This is a genomic window from Virgibacillus xinjiangensis (assembly GCF_042643145.1).
Taxonomy (GTDB): Bacteria; Bacillota; Bacilli; order Bacillales; family Amphibacillaceae; genus Virgibacillus_O; species Virgibacillus_O xinjiangensis.
Window position 1 is genome coordinate 60,523 of the sequence record NZ_JBHRSA010000013.1, and the last position, 21,043, is coordinate 81,565.

General features: G+C 45.1%; 23 protein-coding genes. 2 read left to right on the top strand and 21 right to left on the bottom strand.

Annotation, left to right across the window (positions count from 1 at the left end; all coding sequences use genetic code 11):
- Window positions 1–22 precede the first annotated feature (22 nt).
- The 16 genes from ACFOGI_RS04520 to ACFOGI_RS04595 all read right to left on the bottom strand — a co-directional run bounded on the left by ACFOGI_RS04520 (window position 23) and on the right by ACFOGI_RS04595 (window position 12,099).
- Window positions 23–1,537, bottom strand: a complete 1,515-nt coding sequence (locus tag ACFOGI_RS04520; RefSeq protein ID WP_390269074.1) for an aldehyde dehydrogenase family protein — start codon at window positions 1,535–1,537, stop codon at window positions 23–25.
- A gap of 19 nt (window positions 1,538–1,556) precedes the next feature.
- Window positions 1,557–2,330 (bottom strand): enoyl-CoA hydratase/isomerase family protein, encoded by a 774-nt coding sequence (locus ACFOGI_RS04525; protein ID WP_390269077.1) that lies wholly within the window; start codon window positions 2,328–2,330, stop codon window positions 1,557–1,559.
- Between the two features lie 13 nt (window positions 2,331–2,343).
- Window positions 2,344–3,120 carry an enoyl-CoA hydratase/isomerase family protein gene (locus tag ACFOGI_RS04530; RefSeq protein WP_390269080.1) on the bottom strand — a complete coding sequence of 259 codons (777 nt, stop codon included), beginning with the start codon at window positions 3,118–3,120 and terminating at the stop codon, window positions 2,344–2,346.
- Window positions 3,113–3,415 (bottom strand): EthD family reductase, encoded by a 303-nt coding sequence (locus tag ACFOGI_RS04535; protein ID WP_390269083.1) that lies wholly within the window; start codon window positions 3,413–3,415, stop codon window positions 3,113–3,115. The genes ACFOGI_RS04530 and ACFOGI_RS04535 overlap by 8 nt, the downstream gene beginning before the upstream one ends.
- A complete protein-coding gene (gene paaD, locus ACFOGI_RS04540; RefSeq protein WP_390269087.1) occupies window positions 3,409–3,939 on the bottom strand; it encodes a 1,2-phenylacetyl-CoA epoxidase subunit PaaD in 531 nt (176 codons plus the stop codon). Before paaD ends, ACFOGI_RS04535 begins: the two co-directional genes overlap by 7 nt.
- Window positions 3,940–3,966: 27 nt before the next feature.
- Window positions 3,967–4,758 (bottom strand): 1,2-phenylacetyl-CoA epoxidase subunit PaaC, encoded by a 792-nt coding sequence (gene paaC / locus ACFOGI_RS04545; protein ID WP_390269090.1) that lies wholly within the window; start codon window positions 4,756–4,758, stop codon window positions 3,967–3,969.
- Between the two features lie 13 nt (window positions 4,759–4,771).
- Complete coding sequence (paaB, locus tag ACFOGI_RS04550; protein WP_390269094.1) at window positions 4,772–5,077, bottom strand: 1,2-phenylacetyl-CoA epoxidase subunit PaaB; 306 nt, start codon at window positions 5,075–5,077, stop codon at window positions 4,772–4,774.
- Between the two features lie 38 nt (window positions 5,078–5,115).
- A complete protein-coding gene (paaA, locus tag ACFOGI_RS04555) occupies window positions 5,116–6,096 on the bottom strand; it encodes a 1,2-phenylacetyl-CoA epoxidase subunit PaaA (protein WP_390269096.1) in 981 nt (326 codons plus the stop codon).
- Between the two features lie 25 nt (window positions 6,097–6,121).
- Window positions 6,122–7,429, bottom strand: coding sequence for a phenylacetate--CoA ligase family protein (locus ACFOGI_RS04560; RefSeq protein ID WP_390269154.1), 1,308 nt, complete (start codon window positions 7,427–7,429; stop codon window positions 6,122–6,124).
- A 37-nt stretch (window positions 7,430–7,466) separates the two neighbouring features.
- On the bottom strand, window positions 7,467–7,709 hold the full coding sequence (locus ACFOGI_RS04565) for an indolepyruvate ferredoxin oxidoreductase subunit alpha (RefSeq protein WP_390269098.1): 243 nt from the start codon (window positions 7,707–7,709) through the stop codon (window positions 7,467–7,469).
- A gap of 15 nt (window positions 7,710–7,724) precedes the next feature.
- On the bottom strand, window positions 7,725–8,726 hold the full coding sequence (locus tag ACFOGI_RS04570; protein WP_390269101.1) for an NAD(P)/FAD-dependent oxidoreductase: 1,002 nt from the start codon (window positions 8,724–8,726) through the stop codon (window positions 7,725–7,727).
- Between the two features lie 466 nt (window positions 8,727–9,192).
- Window positions 9,193–9,822 carry a LysE family translocator gene (locus ACFOGI_RS04575; protein ID WP_390269104.1) on the bottom strand — a complete coding sequence of 210 codons (630 nt, stop codon included), beginning with the start codon at window positions 9,820–9,822 and terminating at the stop codon, window positions 9,193–9,195.
- Window positions 9,823–9,941: 119 nt separating this feature from the next.
- A complete protein-coding gene (locus tag ACFOGI_RS04580; protein WP_390269107.1) occupies window positions 9,942–10,094 on the bottom strand; it encodes a hypothetical protein in 153 nt (50 codons plus the stop codon).
- A gap of 50 nt (window positions 10,095–10,144) precedes the next feature.
- Window positions 10,145–10,891 (bottom strand): SDR family NAD(P)-dependent oxidoreductase, encoded by a 747-nt coding sequence (locus tag ACFOGI_RS04585; protein ID WP_390269110.1) that lies wholly within the window; start codon window positions 10,889–10,891, stop codon window positions 10,145–10,147.
- A 108-nt stretch (window positions 10,892–10,999) separates the two neighbouring features.
- The gene (locus ACFOGI_RS04590; protein WP_390269113.1) at window positions 11,000–11,152 is read right to left on the bottom strand and encodes a hypothetical protein; all 153 of its coding nucleotides are present in this window, start codon (window positions 11,150–11,152) and stop codon (window positions 11,000–11,002) included.
- Between the two features lie 188 nt (window positions 11,153–11,340).
- Window positions 11,341–12,099, bottom strand: a complete 759-nt coding sequence (locus ACFOGI_RS04595) for a PAS domain S-box protein (protein WP_390269116.1) — start codon at window positions 12,097–12,099, stop codon at window positions 11,341–11,343.
- Between the two features lie 270 nt (window positions 12,100–12,369).
- On the opposite strand from ACFOGI_RS04595, the gene ACFOGI_RS04600 reads away from it, so the two are divergent.
- Window positions 12,370–13,350, top strand: coding sequence for a formylglycine-generating enzyme family protein (locus ACFOGI_RS04600; protein WP_390269119.1), 981 nt, complete (start codon window positions 12,370–12,372; stop codon window positions 13,348–13,350).
- A 44-nt stretch (window positions 13,351–13,394) separates the two neighbouring features.
- The gene (locus tag ACFOGI_RS04605) at window positions 13,395–15,707 is read left to right on the top strand and encodes an arylsulfatase (protein WP_390269121.1); all 2,313 of its coding nucleotides are present in this window, start codon (window positions 13,395–13,397) and stop codon (window positions 15,705–15,707) included.
- A gap of 92 nt (window positions 15,708–15,799) precedes the next feature.
- On the opposite strand, the gene ACFOGI_RS04610 is transcribed toward ACFOGI_RS04605, so the two are convergent.
- The 5 genes from ACFOGI_RS04610 to ACFOGI_RS04630 form a co-directional block, all read right to left on the bottom strand.
- Window positions 15,800–16,876, bottom strand: a complete 1,077-nt coding sequence (locus ACFOGI_RS04610) for a Gfo/Idh/MocA family protein (RefSeq protein ID WP_390269124.1) — start codon at window positions 16,874–16,876, stop codon at window positions 15,800–15,802.
- A 62-nt stretch (window positions 16,877–16,938) separates the two neighbouring features.
- On the bottom strand, window positions 16,939–17,799 hold the full coding sequence (locus ACFOGI_RS04615) for a sugar phosphate isomerase/epimerase family protein (protein WP_390269127.1): 861 nt from the start codon (window positions 17,797–17,799) through the stop codon (window positions 16,939–16,941).
- The gene (locus tag ACFOGI_RS04620; RefSeq protein ID WP_390269130.1) at window positions 17,796–18,806 is read right to left on the bottom strand and encodes a Gfo/Idh/MocA family protein; all 1,011 of its coding nucleotides are present in this window, start codon (window positions 18,804–18,806) and stop codon (window positions 17,796–17,798) included. Before ACFOGI_RS04620 ends, ACFOGI_RS04615 begins: the two co-directional genes overlap by 4 nt.
- A gap of 123 nt (window positions 18,807–18,929) precedes the next feature.
- Entirely contained in the window at window positions 18,930–20,084 is a 1,155-nt protein-coding gene (locus tag ACFOGI_RS04625; RefSeq protein ID WP_390269133.1) for a Gfo/Idh/MocA family protein, read from the bottom strand.
- Window positions 20,081–20,944, bottom strand: coding sequence for a helix-turn-helix transcriptional regulator (locus ACFOGI_RS04630; protein ID WP_390269136.1), 864 nt, complete (start codon window positions 20,942–20,944; stop codon window positions 20,081–20,083). The genes ACFOGI_RS04625 and ACFOGI_RS04630 overlap by 4 nt, the downstream gene beginning before the upstream one ends.
- Window positions 20,945–21,043 lie beyond the last annotated feature (99 nt).

Genomic DNA, 21,043 nt, shown 5'->3' on the forward strand with positions numbered 1-21,043 from the left:
ATAGCCACTCTGAAATTGTTCGTTATATATTCAAAGGATTAAGCGGTTTGGATCCTGCATAGGAAAGTACACTTTTAGTCTCTGTATAAAGATCTAGAGATTCAATACTCAGTTCACGGCCAAAACCGGATTGTTTATATCCTCCAAAAGGCGTACCAGGAAAAGCGGAGAATGGGCAGTTCACCATAATAACCCCTGCTTGTAAGCCATCTGATACACGCTGGATCAATCCCTGATCTTTTGCCCAAATCGAAGCGGCGAGACCATATTTCGTATCATTCCCGAGTTTAACCGCCTCTTTTTCATCTGTGAATTTCATGACAACAACAACTGGCCCGAAGACTTCTTCCTGGGCTATTTTCATGTCGTTTGTTACGTTCGTGATTATTGTTGGTGCGTACCAATATCCATTTTCGAACCCTTCTACCTCTAAGGCTTGCCCTCCGGTTACTACTGTCGCTCCCTCTTCTACAGCTTCCTCAACATGCTGGTGGATTTTATCCAATTGTCCTTGGCTGATAATAGCTCCAATATGCGACTCAGGTGACATAGGATCCCCTGCAACCATCTTCTTCGTTTTCTCTACGAAACTTTCCAAGAACTCGTCATAAATATCTTCATGTACAAACAAGCGGGATCTTGCCTCACAGGATTGACCAGTATTGTAGAATATACCAAATAGTGAACCATTAACGGCAGCCTCCATGTCTGTATCCGGGAATACCAAGTTTGGAGACTTTCCTCCTAATTCCAATGTGACGCGCTTCAAGGTCTGGGAGGCTTTTCCCATAATATCTTTGCCTGTCGATGTTTCACCGGTGAATGCTACCTTATCCACCCCTTCATGCTCTGATAAATAAGAACCGATCGTTGCTCCCGGCCCTGTAATGACGTTGACCACACCTTCCGGCACACCAGCCTCATGACAAATTTCGGTTAACACAATGGCAGTGATCGGTGTTAAACTAGCTGGCTTCAAAACTACCGAACACCCTGCAGCTATTGCTGGTGCTATTTTCCAGGCTGCCATCATCATTGGGTAATTCCAAGGAATAATCTGGGCCGCGACGCCAATCGGCTCCTTCTGAGTATAGTTGAAGAACCTTCCTGGAACATTATTCACCTCACCTCGATGTCCTACGATCGCTCCGGCATAGAATTCAAAGTCTTCAATAGCCTGGGAAACCTGGCCTTGTGCAGCGGATATTGTTTTCCCGCTATTCAGCACCTCGATTTCTACTAGTTCATTAAAACGACTTCGCATAATGGACGCTATCTTGTTTAGAACTCGAGCTCTCTTCCCGACAGGGTATTTCTTCCATTTTCCGAAATCAAAGGCATTTCTGGCCGCTTCTACTGCTGCATCTACGTCCTTTGTTCCTGCCTTTGGAACCTCTGCAATAGCTTCTCCTGTGGCAGGGTTATAAACCTTAATTACTTCGCTTGATTCAGCATCGGTCAATTTTCCGTTGATCACCATTTGATAAGAATCTCTTTTCACTTGAGTTGGAATGGACTGTTCTTCCGTTTTTAGCATAATATCTCTCCTTTATTAATTAGTATCCCTTATAGTCAGGCTGTCTTTTTTCAAAAAAGGCTTTTACTCCTTCGCCGTAATCCTCTGTATTGCCAGCAATTTTCTGGCCATACGCCTCATAATCGAGCATCGAGGCCAGTGGAGTTTCAAATGACTGCTGTATATAACGTTTAATTAATCCAATGGCTTTCGTCGGCTTCGTTGCAAGGTTCTCCGCAAATCCTTGCGTCTCTTCTTCTAAGGAATCAGGTGATACAACCTTCGTAACAAGTCCATACTCACCAGCTTCCTGAGCTTTTATTTTTTCTCCAAGCATGGTCAACTCCAATGCCTTTGCCATTCCTACTATACGAGGAAGGTAATATAAGCTTCCCGAGTCAGGAATCAAACCAATATTAATGAATGCTTGAAGAAATGATGCCCTTTCAGATGCGATCCGGAAATCACAGCCAAGTGCTAAACTGAAACCTGCACCTGCGGCTGCCCCGTTGACGGAGGCTATTGTCGGTTTTTCCACTTTTGCCAACTGCTCCATCATCGGTTTATAACGAGTGAGAATCATTTCTCGGTGATCTGCATCGGCACTTAACCCGCTGAGATCCTCGCCAGAGCAAAATGCTTTTCCCTCACCAGTGATAACAATGGCTCGTATTTCCGGATCTTTATCCAGGGATTTTAAAGCTTTGATCATTTCGCCATTCATTTGCTCGGTAAAGGCGTTTAACTTCTCTGGACGATTTAGAGTAAGCCATCCCACTTGATTTTCCACTTTATAATTCAACGTTTCGAACAACTGAACACCCCTCCTATTCGCCTTTAAATACGGGAGATCTTTTCTCTATAAATGCTCCCATCCCTTCTGATTGATCCTCTGATGCAAAAAGTAGATAGAAGTTCTTCCTTTCATATTGCATCGCCTCATAAACGGGAAGGTCTTCACTTTTTCCCGCTGTATCTTTGATCAGGCGTAAAGAAAGAGGTGGTTGTTCTGAAAGTTTCCTAGCAAAAGCCATCGTCTCTTCCATTAACAACTCAGCAGGGACCAATCTATTGGTCACGCCGTATTCAAGGGCTTCGTGAGCTTCCATCTGTTCACCGGTCCATAACCATTCCAATGCTTTTCTACGACCAAGTGCTTTCGTTAATTTAACCGTCCCCCCTGCACTCGGCATGACCCCAATATTGACTTCCGGAAAACCGAACTTCGCATGATCAGAGCTGAATATGATGTCGGCATTCAATACCAATTCGAACCCACCACCCAAGGCAAATCCCTGGACTGCTGCAATGACCGGTTTCTTTATTAACGAGATTTTATCCCATTCCGCGAATTGGTTTAAGATCTCTAAGGAGATCGGGTTATCATCCGCCATTTCATCAATATCCGCTCCTGCAGCAAACGCTCTCCCTGCCCCGGAAAGGACGATGACCTTAACTTCCTCTGACTGGTCAAAATAAGAAAGACATTCTACAATCTCCGTGATCATAGGCCGGTTAAGCGCATTCAATACTTCTGGGCGATTCAGTTCTACTCTTCCAATCCCGTCTTCTATCCAGCTATTGATATATTGATAGTTATTCAACCTCTTCACCGATCATCATCGTTACAATATCACCGGCAAATGACATTAAATCTTTTGCTGACTCCTTGGATTCCTCCGTTTTCATTGCCTGTTTCAACGATGAATGATCATCATAGTACATTTCGCAAAGCAAGTAATAGTCACTTTCTCCTGTAGGGGCACCAACAATTCTAGTAACCTCCATCTTTCTTAGGCCTGGAATTTTTTTTGTGATTGGTGTATGGACATTTTGATAATGTTCATCAAAAGCCTGCTCATTTTCTGGTTTTTTGTACAATGCAATCAGTTTTACCATTTCACATCCACCTTTTCATGTATATTGGCGACCGGCTTCATAGCTTCAAACGGGTTATTGCATTCGTTGCAGTAAAGAATGCTCCGGCATGCAGTCGGTCCAAAAATATTATCCAGTGTTACATAAGTTGAATCACAATAAGGGCAATCCATTTCCCACGCCCCATCCTCTCTGTGGCTCACAGGAGGTGGGGTGATTCCATTACGTTTCAACTTTATTCTTCCATCTTCACTTATTCGATCTGTTGTCCATGGAGGATTGAAACTGAACTCTACTTGGATGTCCAGGGAATCATCTAATTTGTTGATTTCATTTTTCACTTTTCGAATGACATCGCCTTTTATCATATCCAAAGCCGGACATCCGCTGAATGTAGGCAGTAGTCTTACAAATATCTCATAATCTTCCACTTTTACTTCGTCTACCATTCCTAATTCAACTATACTGATAAAAGGCATCTCAGGGTCCGTCACACCTTGCAACAGACGAAGAATCTCTTGTTCAGCATTTAAAATTTCCGGCATATGTCAGCCACTTCCTTCTTTTAAGAACTACCATGCAACTGCTTCCTCATCGGACGTATACACTTCAGTTAAAACAGCCAATGCTTCTGTCAGATCAGCCGTATGTTCTCCATTTCGCCCATTGCCACTGATCATGTCAGGCTTTCCTTCGATAGAAAAATTCACTTCAGTAAACAATTGATGAAGTCTTTTAAGCCATTCCGCCCGTAACTCTTCTTCCGTCGCAATAAGATGAAGGTCACTTATTTCCTGGCTATATTTTCCAAGCGAGATTACTCCTTCGAATTCTCCCCAAACACGGTGTATTGCTGCTTCCATTTTCTCTCTGGCTTCTTCCGTACTGGTCATCAACTGGCGGAACCAAGTCTTCCAATGCATCAGATGGTAATATTGCTCCGAATGGATTTTCACTGCTGCATGGGTGAGTGGTTCATAGCTTGATTGTTTCAGTGATTCCAATCGAATACTCTTGAATACTGCAAAAAACAAGTGACGGACCACCGTAAACGCCCAATCATATTCTGGTTCTTCAAGGTAATTTCCTGGTCCGTTCACCTTTTCCAGAAGAATAGCATTCCGAAATGCACCCGTGCTCCTATTATGTGAAAGGTCATTTATTTCACCTTCCCCCAATTGCTCGAGAAGCTGATAATACATTGCGGCATGGCCCATGGTATCCTGGTTAATGGAAGAAAACGCAACATCCTCTTCAATATGAGGAGCTAATCCAAGCCACTCAGAACCGCGGTAGGAATGGATGAAATTATCATCCGCCAACTGATAAAGTAATTCACAGATATATTTGTTTTCCTGAGTCACTATAAAACACCTCCTAGCTCATTTTTTCCTCAAATGCTTTCCACTTCTTCGGCAAATCAGTATAACCTTTGGTTTCGCGATAACCTTTATTATCCATGTTCTTAAACCCTTCTCTCTCCTGTTGGGACATGGCTCTGATCTCTGAGCGTTTTACCACCCATAATTCCTTAAACGATTCCCGTCGGAAAAAATTCTCTTTCGCCATGACAAAGGCCATTTCACGATTTGGTGCCAAAAGACTAAAGCGATGCTCTAATGGAAGCCCATCTTTTTTCCGGCTGAACACTTCAAACTCTTCATAGAATAACTCCTCTGACATTTACATCACCCCTCTCTTCATTTTTCTCCAGAGATCTGTTAACTGATTTGAAATTTACGTTGTTGGTAGTGGTTGCTCAGCGCTTCTCGCACCCATGCATTACTTTTATATGAATCCCTTCTCAGGGAAACCCGCTCATCCGTTTTCGGTCCATCGCCTGAGACAATCTGCTTGAACTTTTTCCAATCAGGTTCCTGATAGGACCATTCCTGTCTCTCTTCATCAAAACGCAAGGTGTCATCAGGGATTGTTAATCCTAACATTTTAATTTTAGGAACATATTTCGACAGGAACTCTTGCCTCAATTCTTCATTGGTCTTGGACCTCAGCTTGTACTTGATGTTGATATCAACACTCGAATGACCAACATCTTTTTTAGACTTCGGTCCGAAGAACATTAATAGAGGTTCCCACCAGCGATCAAGAGAATCTTGCAGCAATTGCTTCTGGCTATCGGTGCCTGCAGCTAATGCAAGAGTTAAACTTTCGCCATGTTTGGCGTGGAAGGATTCTTCCTGGCATATTCTTTTAAGTGCCCTCCCATAAGGTCCATAGGATGTTTTTAGCATCATTGTTTGAGTAAGAATTGCTGCTCCATCGACAAGCCATGCGATAATAGCTGCGTCGCCCCAAGTCGGAGATGGCATATGAAAGACATTATGGAACTTCAACTTTTTGGAGAATAAATCGTTCATAATATCCTCACGTGTTCTGCCAAGTGGCTTACTAAGGTCCTCTGTTACTCGAAGGAGCAATTGGCCATGTCCCATTTCATCTTGAACCTTAGCCATAATAGATAGTTTTCGATCAATGGTCGGCGCTTTTGGGACCCACTCCTTCTCAGGCAAAGCACCCATAATCTCACTGATTCCATGGGAGGAGATAAGCTTGATCAATGCATTTCGATATTCATCAGGCATCCAATCATTCGCTTCAATCTTTTCATCCATTTCAATCCGTTCCATAAAGTGTTGATACTTTTCTTCCTCGGTCAAACCTGAAAATTGAATCGCTTTCATTTTACTCCCTCCTTGCGTAAGTATTTTAAACTGTTGCTTCTTTCGGTTCCTTTATAATCCGGATGGCTTTTCCCTCTGATCTTGGAATCTTTCCTGGAGATTGAATGTGAGTATCAATCGTTACAAGGCAGCTGCTTTTCAACTTTTTAGAAATCTTTGTACTCAAATATTTTATCTGTTCATGGTTCATATCGCCGTCGACTGCTTGATAAACCTCTTCATTGATTTCAACCTTAAGGACTACTTTATCGAGTGCCCCTTCCCTTGTTATTGCAAGCTGGTAATGTGGGACAAATTCCTCCATTTCCAATAAAGCACTTTCGATTTCTGAAGGAAAAACGTTAACACCGCGAATGATCAACATATCATCGATGCGGCCTTTCACCCGTGACATCCGAATCGACGTCCTTCCACACTCACACGGTTCTTTTGTGATGGAAGCAATATCTCCTGTACGGTAGCGGATAACTGGAAAAGCTTCTTTTGTCAGGCTTGTGAAAACCAGCTCTCCTTCTTCCCCTTCCGGTACTGGTTCCAATGTTTCTGGATCAATAACCTCTACATAGAAATGGTCATCTGCAATATGCAATCCATCTTGCGCTTCCTTGCACTCAATACTTACACCAGGACCCATCACTTCACTAAGTCCATAAATATCCATTGCTTTAATACCCAGTCGTTGTTCCAAGGTTTCTCTCATTTCTTCCGACCAGGCCTCTGCTCCAAAAATACCGTATTTCAAACTTGTTTCACGAGGATCTTTTCCCATTTTCTCCATTTTTTCAATAATATTCAGAACATAAGATGGCGTGCCCGTGATGACTGTTGGCTTAAAGTCTTCGATGACCATGATTTGTCGTTCGGTGTTTCCACCTGAAATGGGTACAGTTGTCATGCCGAGTTTCTCAGAACCGTAATGAATGCCTAGCCCCCCGGTAAACAATCCATATCCGAAGGCATTATGTAGAACGCCCTCAGGTTCTCCTCCACAAGCTGCAATGGCTCTTGCAACTATTTCAGACCATACATTAATATCATTCCTGGTAAATCCAACTACCGTAGGCTTCCCACTTGTCCCTGTAGAAGCATGCAACCTCTCCAGCTCATTAACAGGCTTTGCAAATAATCCGAATGGATAATTTTCCCTAAGGTTTTTCTTTACTGTGAAAGGTAATTTTTGAATATCATCTAAGGTTTGAATGTCATCTGGATGTACGTTTGATTCCTCGAATTTCTTTTGATAGAAAGGTGTATTCTCTGAAACTCGTTTGACTGTTTCCTTCAACCGCGCTAATTGCAGTCCTTTCTTATCATGGTCCGCAAGCGTTTCCATTTTTTCGTTATAAAACAACCGCCATCCCCTCCTATAATTAAGTAGCCTGACTAAAATGCTTCTCATTCAACAAGATGTATTCTTCTTCTTCCTCAGGAACTTCCTCTTCTGCATAGATCGCCTGCACTGGACATGCTGATTCACATGCTGCACAATCAATACATACATCTGGATCTATATAAAACATGTCATCCCCCGGGTGGATTGCATCAACCGGGCAGACATCCACACATTCAGCCGATTTTTCATTATGACAGGGAGAAGTTATTACAAATGCCAATGGGATTACTCCTTTCTATACTTTTATTTTCTCGAATAGACTCGTGCTATGCTGTGGCTGTTGACGTGCCTTCGGGTCAATATAGGTTTTGATACTGCTAATAGCAGTTGCAGCGTCACTAAAACCACTTGCAATTAATTTAACTTTTCCATCAAAAGTTACAATATCACCCGCTGAAAATATGCCTGCTATATTCGTTTCCATTTTGGAATTGACTACAATTGATTTCTTCAGAAACTCCAATCCCCATTCCTTAATCGGTCCAAGAGAAGATACATAGCCATAATTTGTAATCAATTCATCCAATTCTATGGTCATCATTTCACCTGTATCATTTTTTTGTATGGATATAGCGTGGATGCTGCCCTCATCTCCATGGATATCCAGTAGATTATAAGGGGTCAAAATATTGATGCTGGAATTTTCCATATCAGCCACACTAGCTTCATGAGCTCTAAAGCGCTCCCGTCGGTGAATGATGTTGACCTTTTTTGCTATCGGTTCCATCATTAGTGCCCAGTCAACAGCAGAATCTCCACCACCTAATATACAAACTTCCTTGTCGGCAAAATGTTGCATATCTTTTATAAAGTAATGTAGATTTTTTCCTTCATAACTTGCCGCATTATTATGATCAATACGGCGCGGTGTGAATGCCCCAATTCCAGCAGCAATAAGAACAGTCTTAGAATAATGAACATTTTTATCAGATATTAATTGGAAATCCCCTTCGTCCGTTTTAACGACACTTTCCACCGATTCATTCAATACCACAGTTGGATCAAAGTGCTGGGCTTGAATCACTAGTTGATCGACTAAGTCTTGAGCCTTCGTTTTTGGAAAACCTGCCACATCATAAATGTACTTTTCCGGATATAAAGCGCTGAGTTGGCCGCCTAAGTGTGGCAAACTTTCAATTATCTTCACTTTTAATTGCCGCATACCACCGTAAAAAGCGGAAAATAGACCGATAGGCCCTCCTCCAATAATGGTTACGTCATAAACATCTTCACTCATTTGTCACACCTCCTTATAACGTTTATTTGTATAACGTTTTTTAAACGCATTAACTTATTTCGTTATATGTATAGTATCAACCCTCAATACTTATGTCAATATTAAAATTAATTTAATTTGTCAGAAAAATCGTCGATTAGTTTTCGTTAAATTTCAGTATCTAGCATTTATATGGGCATACTCGCACGTTAGAAACCTTGCTTAGCAACTTTTGCTTTTGTGTTAAATAATAAGAATTACATTCATAGACAAAAAGAAGGAGCGTACTTTGAAAGAGATCAAAACACGCTCTTGCGATCATACTTAACTATGTCACTGTAAAAGTAATCATCTCCGGTACAGGACAGTAAAGAACTGATTCATTTATTCATTATTTTGATTCTAGTAAAAAAGGAGGCCCGACGTCTGTTTCGTCAATGCCTCCAAATCTGATGAGTTTCAAATAAAGTGAATATCCTTGCATTGGCTAGGAAGCTTTCGTCTGGAACAGCTTGATTCCCAACCCGATAAAAATGATGCCTGTCACTTTATTCAAGATGAGTTCTGCTTTTGGATTATTCCTCAATTTCTTCGTGGTAAAGGAAGCAAAAACAGAAACCAACAAACACCATGCCGTACTGGTCAATACGAAAGCAAGCCCCAAGATGACAAATGGCAGTGGACCATAATTATTGTCCGCTGAAATGAACTGCGGCAGGAACGAGATGAAAAACAATGCAACCTTAGGATTGGTTACATTGGTGATCATTCCTTGTATGTATATCTTCCTGACCGGCATATCCTTTGTATTGGCAAGCTGTATATTAGAGGTTTTCTGCCTTAACATCCGTATGCCAAGATAGATCAGATAGCCGGCACCGATCAACTTGACCAGAGTGAACAATACGGCAGATGTGGTAAGGATCACCGATAAACCGACAGCCGCCATAAAGGTATGTACCAAGGCCCCTGTGGAAATGCCGAGCACTGAATAGATTCCCGCCTTCGATCCTTGGGATACACTTCGATTGATAATATACATCGTATCTGTACCCGGTGTAATATTCATTAGAAATGATGTTACTAAAAATAGCCCAAAACTTGTAATTCCGGCCAAAACACCACCCCCCAACTTGATGAAATTTAATCCTATTTTATCATATATATGGAGCAATCATTTCCTTTCATATAAAGAAGCGACCATGTTTCATCGCCCCCATTCATCGGAGCGTCAAGTCATCCCTTTTTCTTGGCATTCAAGGTATACCAAGCCCCGATGACTCCTGAAATGACAGCCAGGAAAATGACGATGACTCCCGCATCCATAATAACCACCCCTTCATGTGTTCTATCTGACCCAGCAGCAATATAAATCCCTGCCTTTATCATAACAAGCACTCTTACAGCTTTGAATCAGACAACTGATATCATATCCTTGCTCAAGGAAGACTCAACTTGGTCGTCCTGCCGCCATCGACGGTATAGACCTGCCCTGTGATAAACCCAGCCTCCTCTGCGGCGAGAAAGGCGACGAGCGCTGCCACTTCCTCCGGGGAACCCGTGCGAGCTACAGGGTGGATGCGCTCGATGTCGCGCCGGAACGCCTCTGCATCAGGAGTGCTCTCGATCATACCAAGGTTCAGATCGGTGTCAATCCACCCAGGTGCCACTGCATTGCAGCGAATGCCTTCATGGCCATGATCCACCGCTACTGAACGGGTGAGCCCGTGAAGCCCAGCCTTGGATGCACAGTAGGCTGCATGGTTGGGGTTGGCACCCAGCCCCTCCGTCGAGCCGGTGTTGACAATGCTGCCCTGCGTCTTACGGAGGTAGGGTAATGCCGCGCGAATCATTAGGAAGGGAGCCGTCAAATTCACGGTGAGATTGCGTTGCCAATCCTCCAGGCTCATTTCTTCGATACCCGCTTCCATCATCATCCCCGCATTGTTGACCAGCACATCGAGCCGTCCTGTTCGGGAAATGACCTCTTCGACGATTCGTTGCGGTGAAGTGGGATCGGAAAAATCTGCCGCTACCCAGTCAAATTCCTTGTCCTCGCCACGCTGTGCGGTGATCACTGTCGCTCCTTCTTCATGCAGACGGCGAGCGATGGCCTGGCCGATCCCCGAACGCCCACCTGTCACGAGAGCCACCTTGTTTTCAAACCGATTCATATGCTTCGTCATTATGATATGCCTCCTTTTTGATCAACCCTGCAATCTCACGAACTCTATGTTTATCGCATTATGTATAAAGGACTATTCTTCTATACGTTCCATGCTCCGCTAAAGAAATTATATATTGTTGCTCTCTCGCAGCTCTTCCAATTTCTCATCTATTTCCTTCAATTTATTAGTCGTATTATTCATGAAATGCGCCACCCTTGAAATCAAGTAAATGACAAGGATGAAAAATAGCACATTAAAAACAGCTCCCACTGCATCCATGTTTGTCCTCCTTGTATCGGTATCATGCTGTTCTGCTCGATAGATGAAGGAACATACACAAAAAAAGAAAAAACGTGCTTTGAAAACAGGTTCAAAACACGCTCCTTCAATCCCAGCTCCTTCGTTCATAGCCTGATCTCTGTAATGGTTTACTCTCTTATACGGGATGAGTAAAGGACTGGCCCGCTCTATGCGGCATGCTCACTCAACTTCTTGATTGCTTCTTTCACGTTCAAGGCAATCATAGGGGAATGGAGCTCCATATCTAAATCTACGGCCTGCATGGCCAACTCCGGCCTCAACCCTGTAATGATATAATGTACACCCATGACGGACAGCACACGATTGATCCTGAATATGTAATCCAATACCAGAGAGTCGAGACTATACGTCCCTGAGAAATCGAGGATCACACTCTCTATATTCTGTTCCATTATATTTTCCGGAACTTTATCGAGAAGATGCAGCGCCCTTTCCTCATCGATCGCCCCTGTTAACGGAAGGATCGCCATCCCATCAAATAATGGAACAAGTGTGGAAGATAATACATTTATTTCCTTTGTAATTTCTTTCTGTTTCTTTTCAGCTTGTCTTTTCTCTGTGATGTCCCGGACATAGGTCTGAATGGCCTTTGTATCGCCGATCATCACTGGATGGCAATACAGTTCCACATCCACTGTCGTCCGGTCCATACGATAGATGGTTTCCTCAATGACATTCGCCGGTTGTTCATAAGCCGATTGGATCCGATTATCTATTGCCGATTTGGATGTTTCTTGGAATATATCTAATGGGCTTGCCCCGACTACTTCTTCCCGATCAGCCCTGAAAAACTTTTCCGCTGCCTGGTTGATATATATGATTTTCAAATCCGAATGGATGATTAATGGTTCCAACGCATATTCCGCCACTTGTCTGTAATCTATCTCTGATATATTTTCACTCATCGGAACACTTCCTTTCCAGTGAAAATATTATATTAGTTGCAGGCTGGATTCAACTATATCACCTTATGGGAAGGTAAAAAACTCCTTCCGTTTCTTATGAAGAACTCTGCACGATAGAGCATGTAAATTAGTAATGAATCTATCAAAATCATGTGGTATCCCAGTCAAAATTAAACATCTTTTGCCGTTGTTAATGAAAGCGCTTTTATATAACATAGTCACTATCAAAATTTAAATACTTTAAAAATTCAGTAAGAGGAGCGGGTTTTCATGGATCATAGCAACCATTCCCCATGCTGCAGCATGAGTCGCAGTGATGTCGCACAGATGGACAAACCATCTGCACAAGAACTGGACTCCCGGAAAGCCAGTATACCTTCTGCAACGGTAGAATCAGCTGCTAAACAGATCTATATTCCTGGCGGCAGTTTCTTTATGGGGACGAAAGATAAGGAAGGTTACCCGGCAGATGGCGAAGGACCGGTCAGAAAGGTGACGGTAGACCCATTTTACATGGATGCCCACACTGTCACGAACGCCGAATTCTGCGATTTCGTGGAAGCTACCGGTTATAAGACGGAGTCCGAACAATTCGGCTGGTCCTTTGTTTTCTACCAATTTGTCAGCAATAGAACAAAACGCAAGGTGAAGCAAGTTGTCCAGCAGACACCTTGGTGGCTCGTCGTACAGGGAGCCTCATGGAAACATCCGGAGGGGACGGATTCTTCCATAGAGGAAAAAATGGATCACCCAGTTGTCCATGTATCGTGGAATGATGCCAGGGCTTATTGTGAATGGGCGGGAAAAAGGCTGCCGACAGAGGCTGAGTGGGAGTATGCAGCCCGAGGCGGATTGGAGCATAAGAAATTCCCTTGGGGGGATGAGCTTACACCGGGTGAAGAGCACCGGTGCAATGTCTGGCAAGGAGAATTTCCAAAGACGAACACGAAAGAAGATGGTTACATAGGTACTGCACCTGCCGGGTCGTTTCCAGCAAATGGCTATGGCCTCTATAACATGGTAGGCAATGTGTGGGAATGGTCTTCCGATTGGTTTGCGAGAAGTGTACGCGACCGTGGCGGGAGAAAGAATCCCAAAGGGCCGAAATCCGGGGAGTTCCGTGTCATGCGCGGTGGCTCGTATCTCTGCCATCATTCCTATTGCAACCGCTATCGCGTCGCAGCACGATCAAAGAACACCCCGGACAGTGCGTCAGGAAATATAGGTTTCCGTTGTGTGACAGATGTCTAATCCGATTCCGATATCAAACATCCCAAAAAGGAGGAATATACATTTTGGAATACAAAAAAAAGGAAGAAAAACCATGGAGGAAGTACGTCAACAAATTTTCCATGTTGGGTACGGCAGCTCTGTCTGCAGCTATGCTCTTAGGGGGATGCCAAGCTCAGACGGATGAGGCTGATGCCGGCGAGGCCCCGCAAGCAGACACAGAAAACCAAGCCCTTACAGATGAAAAGACGAATGTGATGTATATCGTCTTGGACGATTCGGGCTTTTCGGACCTGGGCAGCTATGGCTCTGAAATTAGCACCCCGAATATCGATGAACTGGCGGAAAATGGGCTGAAGTATAACAACTTCCATGCAACACCGGTTTGTTCGCCAACACGTGCCTCCTTACTGACAGGCAGGAACAGCCACGCAGTCGGCATGGGGAATGTCGCGAACTTCGACTTCGGGGAAGAATACCCGAGCAAAAGAGCCCGAATTCCCGATGAAGCCGGTTTTGTCACAGAGGTGCTTGGTGAAAACGGCTATACAAACTTCGGAGTCGGAAAATGGCACATCACCCCGACCACAGAACTCTCTCCGGCTGGCCCCTATGACCGGTGGCCGCTTGGAAAAGGATTCGACAGATACTATGGAAATTTGGAAGACTCTTCCGACCAGTTCCGACCGGAATTATTCAGGGATAATAGCCCTGTTCCTTTGCCTGATGTGAAAGACTACCATTATTCCGAAGATATTGTGGGCAATGCCGAACAATATATGACGGACCATGTATCCATTCGACCGGATGACCCATTCTTCATGTATCTAGGTTTCGGTGCCCAGCATATGCCCCACCAAGTGCCCGAGGAATATATCGATCAATATGAAGGCAAATATGATGAAGGCTGGGATGTGATCCGCAAACAGCGGTTTGAAAGACAGAAGGAGCTTGGCATCATCCCTGAAGATGCTGAACTTGCTCCCCGTTCCCCTGATGTTCCGGCATGGGACAGCCTGAGTGAAGATCAAAAGAAACTTTATGCCAGGTTCATGGAGACATATGCTGGATTTTTGACACACACCGATGAACAAGTAGGTAAATTAATGGATTCCTTGGAGGAAATGGGGGAATTGGATAATACGCTCATTGTATTGATTTCCGATAATGGCGCCAGCTTCTCCGGTGGAGAACACGGGGCCACGAATCAATCCATGGCCTATAATAAGATTCCTGAAGAATTCGAATCCATAAATGGAAAGTATGAACAGATTGGCAGTGGGCAGACGAACAGCGACTACCCCTCCGGATGGGCACAAGTAAGCAACACACCATTTGCGAAATTCAAAGGCACGACACATGCAGGCGGGATACGCACTCCGATGATTGTTCACTGGCCGAATGGCACGGAAGCACGCGGGGAGACCAGAACACAGTTCACCCATGTCAGTGATATTACCGCTACTGTTTATGATGTCCTTGGAGTGGAAGCCCCAGACCAATTGGATGGCACCGAACAAATGGAAGTGACAGGCGTCAGTTTTGCAGATACCTTTGACCATCCAGAGGCAGAAACAGGCAAGGATACACAGTACTTCGAGCATAGTGGAAAACGCACCATTTATCATGACGGCTGGAAAGCGATCTCCATTCATGAGCCCGGTACAGATTTTGCGGAAGATGAATGGGAACTGTACAATACAACTGAAGACTATTCCGAACTGACTGATGTCGCAGAGGAACATCCCGAAGTGCTGGAGGAACTCATCGATCTCTGGCATGAAGAAGCCGAAAAGAACAACGTCCTGCCAATGTCGGAAAACTTCTTGGAAGGTCTGGCGCATCTGCCAGAAGACAATATCAGGGCAAAATCTTCCTTCACGTATTACCCGGGGATGTCCCATTTAAGTGAATCCGCTGCACCACTGACATTGGACCGCAACCATGAAATCACCATTCCGATCGAATACCAGGAAGGAGACGAAGGTGTCCTGTTGGCACTAGGCAATGATAAGAGCGGCTACACCTTCTACGTAAAAGAAAACACCCTCCATTATGAATATCATAATGGTACCGAAAGATATACCATCACCACAGAAGGTACGTTGAATGAGGGGGAAAATACCATCACCCTCACATTTGAAAACACAGGGGAGAACCAAGGAACAGGCAGGCTATCCGTCAATGGGGATGCTGTCGGAGAAACAGAAATACAGACCCTTCCGCTTAAAACGTCTTTCGAAGGGTTGGATATCGGAAAAGATCTGCTATATCCTGTAAGCCCAGCGTATGCGGAGGAAGGAAGCTTCCCATTCACTGGTGAAATTGAAAAAGTCCAATACGACTTGGAAACAGGTGAATATCTATTCGCTGAGTAGGCGACGTTAGGAGCGGTTTCGAAACCGCTCCTTTTTTCTGTCACAAAAAAAGAAGCCCCCGCCAGGCGAGGACTTCCTCTCTCATTTTACTATTATTCCGCTACAACCACTGCTTCATTCTGCGCAACCAGGCACAATTCTGCCGCTTTGAAGGCATGTTCCTGTGTCATTGCATTTTCGGTGCGGTGGATGCAGTCCTTGATCAACTCTCCGAAGAACGGGAACCCTACTTCCCCAGACAGGTCATAATGCTTCTCGCCGTCTTTGTTGACCAGATATAAATGGTCTCCTGATTCTTCGCGGGCGACATCGACATACTTACGGATCTCGATGGTTCCTTCTGTCCCGGTGATGAAGGTACGTCCATCTCCCCAGGTACTCAACCCGTCTGGAGTGAACCAGTCCACCTTGAAGTAGAAGGTGGCTCCATTGTCGCCGACCAATGTTGCGTCCCCATAATCCTCCAGTTCTGGATGGTCCGGGTTGTTGTAATTCGCTACCTTGCTATGCAGGATCTTCGCATCTTGGTTCCCGGTATAATAGAGGAACTGTTCGATTTGATGGCTGCCGATATCACAGAGGATTCCGCCATACTGTTCCTTGTTGAAGAACCAGTCCGGACGGCTTGGTGCATTCAAGCGGTGTGGGCCGAAGCCAGTCACCTGGATCACATCGCCGATCGCCCCGTCCTTGATCAGGTCTCCGGCAAACACGGCTCCTTCGACATGGAGGCGCTCACTGAAATAGACCATGTATTTTTGCCCAGTCCGTTCTACCACCCGCTTGGTTTCTTCCAACTGTTCCATGGTCGTGAACGGTGTTTTATCGGTGAAGTAATCCTTGCCGGCTTCCATCACTTTGTTTCCTAAAGCACTGCGCTCAGAAGGGATGGCTGCTGCTGCGACCAATTTGATATCCTCATCTTCCAGCACCTGCTCCAGGCTGTCCGCCACCTTCACCTCAGGGAAGTTTTCCACAAAATCCTTCACTTTTTCAGCATCCGGATCATAGACCCATTTCAAGGTGGCTCCCGCTTCTACAAGGCCATTGCACATCCCATTGATATGGCCATGGTCGAGGGCGACTGCTGCGACTTGAAACTCTCCTTCGTTTACGACGGGATTCGGTTTTCCCTTCGGTGCATAATTCATTCCGTCTTTACTGCTCATGATTGTATCGCTCCTTCATTACATTCAAGAATACTAGTAGGATTCAGCTGTCTCTTTGTCTATTAAAACCAGTCCGAATATCCCAGACTTCTCAAGTTGTTGGCGGATGTCTCCAAACAATCGAATGGATCTCTGCCATAGGTGTCATCCTGCTCGATCAGGAAATATTGTGCTCCACTTTCCAGGCCAGCCTGAATGATGGCAGGCATGTCCAAATTCCCTTCCCCGACTTCAGCAAACTCGATCAGATTGGTGAATTTCTGGAAGAATACGCCCATATCGTCAAGATCACCTTCTTCGATATCCAAATCGCCAATCCGGTAGTCTTTCAAATGAAGCAAGGAAATGCGGTCTTTGTATTGCTTGATGAACTCTACTGGATTCACTCCTGCACGCTGGATCCAATGCACATCCAATTCGAAGCCGAGCTTGGATGTATTGTTCTTCATCAGGTCCAACAGGAATTCGCCATCATATTTTTGGAATTCGATGTGATGGGTATGGTAATACAATTCAATCCCGTGCTCTTCCAATCGTCCTGCCATTTCTTCCGCTCTTTCGATGAATGCCATGATCTGGTCTTTATCGCCCATGATATTCAATGGCAGCATGCCGATCCGGATGAAATTACAGTTTAATGTCTTGCAGTCCTGCACAATCTTGTCAAAGTCGTTGGACAAGGTTTCTCCCGGTGCACCTGGAAGCATCGGCTCCAACCCGGCAGATAGTGCTGCGATCTTGATATCGAAATCTTCGCTCGCCTGTTTCAATGCTGCCACATTCTCTTCCGTCATCGGAATCTGAGAAACTTCCACGGCTCCGAAACCGAGGTCAGCCAGCTTTTTCATCGTTTCATAGGCACCAAGTTCTTCCACTTTCTGTTTCAACATCATCATTTGCACGCCAATTTTGCCTGTTGTCATTTGTAAACCTCCATATCGATCGTTTGCTTGATTTCCGAAGACCTTCGGATGGCACTGATCATCTCCATCGATGTCTGGGCATCTCTTGCATGGATATAATCATCAGAATCCTGTTCAATACACGTATAGAAATGGTTGATCAGCTTCCCATGACTTGCCCCATAATAGAATTTCTTGCCGGGAAGCTTGTCATCTTCTATGATTTTCTCTTTCTTGCCTTCATCATTGGTGATCGTGAGGATGCTGTCCTTGATCGTCAGCTTGCCCCGCTCCAGGATGACTTGGAACTCCACCGAAGAGTTGGTTGCGTTCGTCACGGTGGCAAAGAATAATCCCTTGGCATCATTCTTGAATTGAATATGGGCGGTCGCTGTATCTTCCACTTCATGCCCATAATCAAGCAGATTATCAATGGATCCGCGGATCGTCTCGATTTCACCGCCGATCAGCTGCATGAGATCCAGGCTATGGATGGATTGATTGATCATCACGCCCCCGCCAGCCTGCCTCATCTTCCCTCTCCACGGCTTCACATCGTAATATTCCTTCGGCCGGAACCATGTCACCAATGCTTTGATCCCTGTCACTTCTCCATACCCACCGCTTGCTATAAGCTCCCTCAGTTTTACAAAAGTCGCATTCAACCGGTTCTGCAGGCTAAGGCAGATCTTCACATCTTCGTATTTTTTCTCCAAGTCCACAAGGAACATGCCTTCCTCTGCATTCCTGGCCAACGGTTTTTCCAGAAAAACATGGACACCCTTCTCCACCACCGCTTTTGCGGCTGGATAATGGAGATGGTGCGGCAGGCAGATATGGACACAATCCAGTGATTCCTTCTCCAGCATTTCCTCATAATCTGTATAAAAAGGCACCCCCGGGACCGAATCCCGGAGTGACTCATCGATATCACATACTGCTGCCAGTTCTGCATGGGGACTTTCTTGTATGATCGGCACATGGATTTTGGAGATGTCTCCCAGTCCAATAACTGCTGCTTTAAGCATGAGCTGCCCCTCCTCAAAGAAGTTGGTCAGAGAAAACTGGGCAGATGCCCCAGTTGCCCTTCTTCTGCTGTAGATGGGAAAGCAGAGGAATGGACCCTCTCTTTCCCCACACAACAAATTCATTTATTTGGTTGTTGCTTTTTCTTCCTCGATGCGTTTGTTCAGTTCCTCCAGGTATACTTCTTCATCCACTGGAAGTTCCACTTCTTTTCCTAACCAGCTGGACAAGTGAATGGCATTGGCCAATGCGACACCATGGATGCCGTCACTGCCCGGAGCGATCAGAGGCTCACCATCGAGAACATTCGCTGCGAAGTTTTCCAATACAGCTACATGCTGTCCGCCCCAAACACTTTCAAATTCGAGGACTTCTGTTTCGTAAATGTCATCAGTTGTTCCGCCCATGAAGATCTTCATGACATCCTGCATGCTCATCGAATTGCTCATTTCATTTTCTGGCTGCTTCAGGCGTTTTACAGTAACTTTTTTACTGTCGTCGACCACGATTTTCCCTTTGTCGCCAAGGATTTCAAAACGGTCCGTTCCCATCACATCATGCGTACAGGTAACGAATACACCAGTTGCCCCGTTGCCGTAATCCAGCAATGTAGTCACTTCATCCTCTACGGCAATATCTCTCTGATAGCCATACTTCACATTGGAATACACTTTCTTCGGCATGCCGGCGATCCATTGCAGAAGATCCAGCTGATGTGGTGCCTGGTTGACGAGGACACCGCCGCCTTCTCCATCCCAAGTCGCTCTCCATGCACTTTGGTCATAGTAGCCCTGTGGTCTCCACCAAGTGGTGATGATCCAGTTGGTACGACGGATGCTGCCGATTTCTCCGTTGTCGATGATCTCTTTCACCTTTTGATACAGTTCATTGGTCCGTTGGTTGAACATGATGGCAAAGGTGAGTTCAGGCTTCTTAGCAGCAAACTCATTCAGCTCTTTCACCTGTTTGGTATACACACCAGCAGGCTTTTCGCCCAGTACATGGATGTCCCTCTTCAGCGCTTCAATTCCCATTTCAGGGTGCAGGTAGTGTGGTACCGTAGTGACGATGGCATCCACATTGCCGCTTTCCATCATTTCAATATAATCCTCATAGAATGGAACGTCTGGATATTTCTCTGCGACCGCTTTCTTTTTTTCTGGGTCGATGTCACAGATCGCACCGATTTCCATGTTCCCTACTCTTCCTTCAGCGATGAATCCTGCATAGGCACCACCCTGGGCACCGAATCCGACAATACCTAACCTTACTTTGCTCATAGTTCATTCTCCTCACCATATATTTTTAAGCGCTGACGGCGATATTCTTTCGCAGTCACGCCTACTTTCGACTTAAAATATCTGCTGAAATGCGAAACACTTTCGAATCCGCTTTCACAAGCGATGTCTTTCAATGGCTTATCCGGTTCTGCTTCCAATAAATATTTTGCCTGGGTCAGACGGGAGCTCATGACATATTCCATAACGGTGAACCCCGTCATTTCTTTGAACACATGGGACACATAGGACTTGCTGATGCTGAGTGCTTCCGCAATCGAGTCGATGGTCAACTTCTCCATGAAATTCTCCTGGATATATTTCGCGATGTTTTCCGCATGCTCCGCTTTCTCGGCCTTATGGGTCGGAAGATTGTTCGACTCCACTCGCCCTAGACGATGCACGCTTGCCAGCACTTGAAGCAGCAATGCCTTCATTTCCACCTCAGCCGTCCTGTCCGCCGGATCCGCCTTCCGCTTCAACTCGGCCAACTGTCCAGTGACTTCCACTAAATGCTTGAATTCCTCATTTTCCTTGGTGCGGATGAAATAATGATGATGCTTTTCGAATAGGTCCAATAGGTACTCAGCACCTACTGCCTGCAACATCCCTTTCAACCACTGGGGAGAGAAATGGACATGGCTGCGTACATACGGGCTGTTCGGTGGAACATTCGGCTTATGCAATGCCAAACCGTCCATCAACAGGACATCCCCCGGTTCCAAATCATAGATCTGGTTGTGGATGAGATACCTGCAAGTACCCGAATGGAACAGGAAGACCTCATATTCCCTATGTGAATGGAAATCGATGTTCTCCCATACGCCTTGTATCCGGTAATTCACCAACAATGGCTCGTCCATGTCCTCTCCCTCCCTTCGGAAAATCTAGTACCATTATCGCATGGACTGCAAACGATTTCATTACCTGGAACTGCCTTTGTTTATGTAAAAATTGTCTGA

Bases quoted from the DNA above. Each gene is read 5' to 3' on its own strand.
- ACFOGI_RS04520 (WP_390269074.1), bottom strand. From the start codon at position 1,537: ATGCTAAAAACGGAAGAACAGTCCATTCCAACTCAAGTGAAAAGAGAT.
- ACFOGI_RS04535 (WP_390269083.1), bottom strand. From the start codon at position 3,415: ATGGTAAAACTGATTGCATTGTACAAAAAACCAGAAAATGAGCAGGCT.
- paaD (WP_390269087.1), bottom strand. From the start codon at position 3,939: ATGCCGGAAATTTTAAATGCTGAACAAGAGATTCTTCGTCTGTTGCAA.
- paaB (WP_390269094.1), bottom strand. From the start codon at position 5,077: ATGTCAGAGGAGTTATTCTATGAAGAGTTTGAAGTGTTCAGCCGGAAA.
- paaA (WP_390269096.1), bottom strand. From the start codon at position 6,096: ATGAAAGCGATTCAATTTTCAGGTTTGACCGAGGAAGAAAAGTATCAA.
- ACFOGI_RS04560 (WP_390269154.1), bottom strand. From the start codon at position 7,429: ATGGAAACGCTTGCGGACCATGATAAGAAAGGACTGCAATTAGCGCGG.
- ACFOGI_RS04570 (WP_390269101.1), bottom strand. From the start codon at position 8,726: ATGAGTGAAGATGTTTATGACGTAACCATTATTGGAGGAGGGCCTATC.
- ACFOGI_RS04580 (WP_390269107.1), bottom strand. From the start codon at position 10,094: ATGATAAAGGCAGGGATTTATATTGCTGCTGGGTCAGATAGAACACAT.
- ACFOGI_RS04585 (WP_390269110.1), bottom strand. From the start codon at position 10,891: ATGACGAAGCATATGAATCGGTTTGAAAACAAGGTGGCTCTCGTGACA.
- ACFOGI_RS04590 (WP_390269113.1), bottom strand. From the start codon at position 11,152: ATGGATGCAGTGGGAGCTGTTTTTAATGTGCTATTTTTCATCCTTGTC.
- ACFOGI_RS04595 (WP_390269116.1), bottom strand. From the start codon at position 12,099: ATGAGTGAAAATATATCAGAGATAGATTACAGACAAGTGGCGGAATAT.
- ACFOGI_RS04600 (WP_390269119.1), top strand. From the start codon at position 12,370: ATGGATCATAGCAACCATTCCCCATGCTGCAGCATGAGTCGCAGTGAT.
- ACFOGI_RS04610 (WP_390269124.1), bottom strand. From the start codon at position 16,876: ATGAGCAGTAAAGACGGAATGAATTATGCACCGAAGGGAAAACCGAAT.
- ACFOGI_RS04615 (WP_390269127.1), bottom strand. From the start codon at position 17,799: ATGACAACAGGCAAAATTGGCGTGCAAATGATGATGTTGAAACAGAAA.
- ACFOGI_RS04620 (WP_390269130.1), bottom strand. From the start codon at position 18,806: ATGCTTAAAGCAGCAGTTATTGGACTGGGAGACATCTCCAAAATCCAT.
- ACFOGI_RS04625 (WP_390269133.1), bottom strand. From the start codon at position 20,084: ATGAGCAAAGTAAGGTTAGGTATTGTCGGATTCGGTGCCCAGGGTGGT.
- ACFOGI_RS04630 (WP_390269136.1), bottom strand. From the start codon at position 20,944: ATGGACGAGCCATTGTTGGTGAATTACCGGATACAAGGCGTATGGGAG.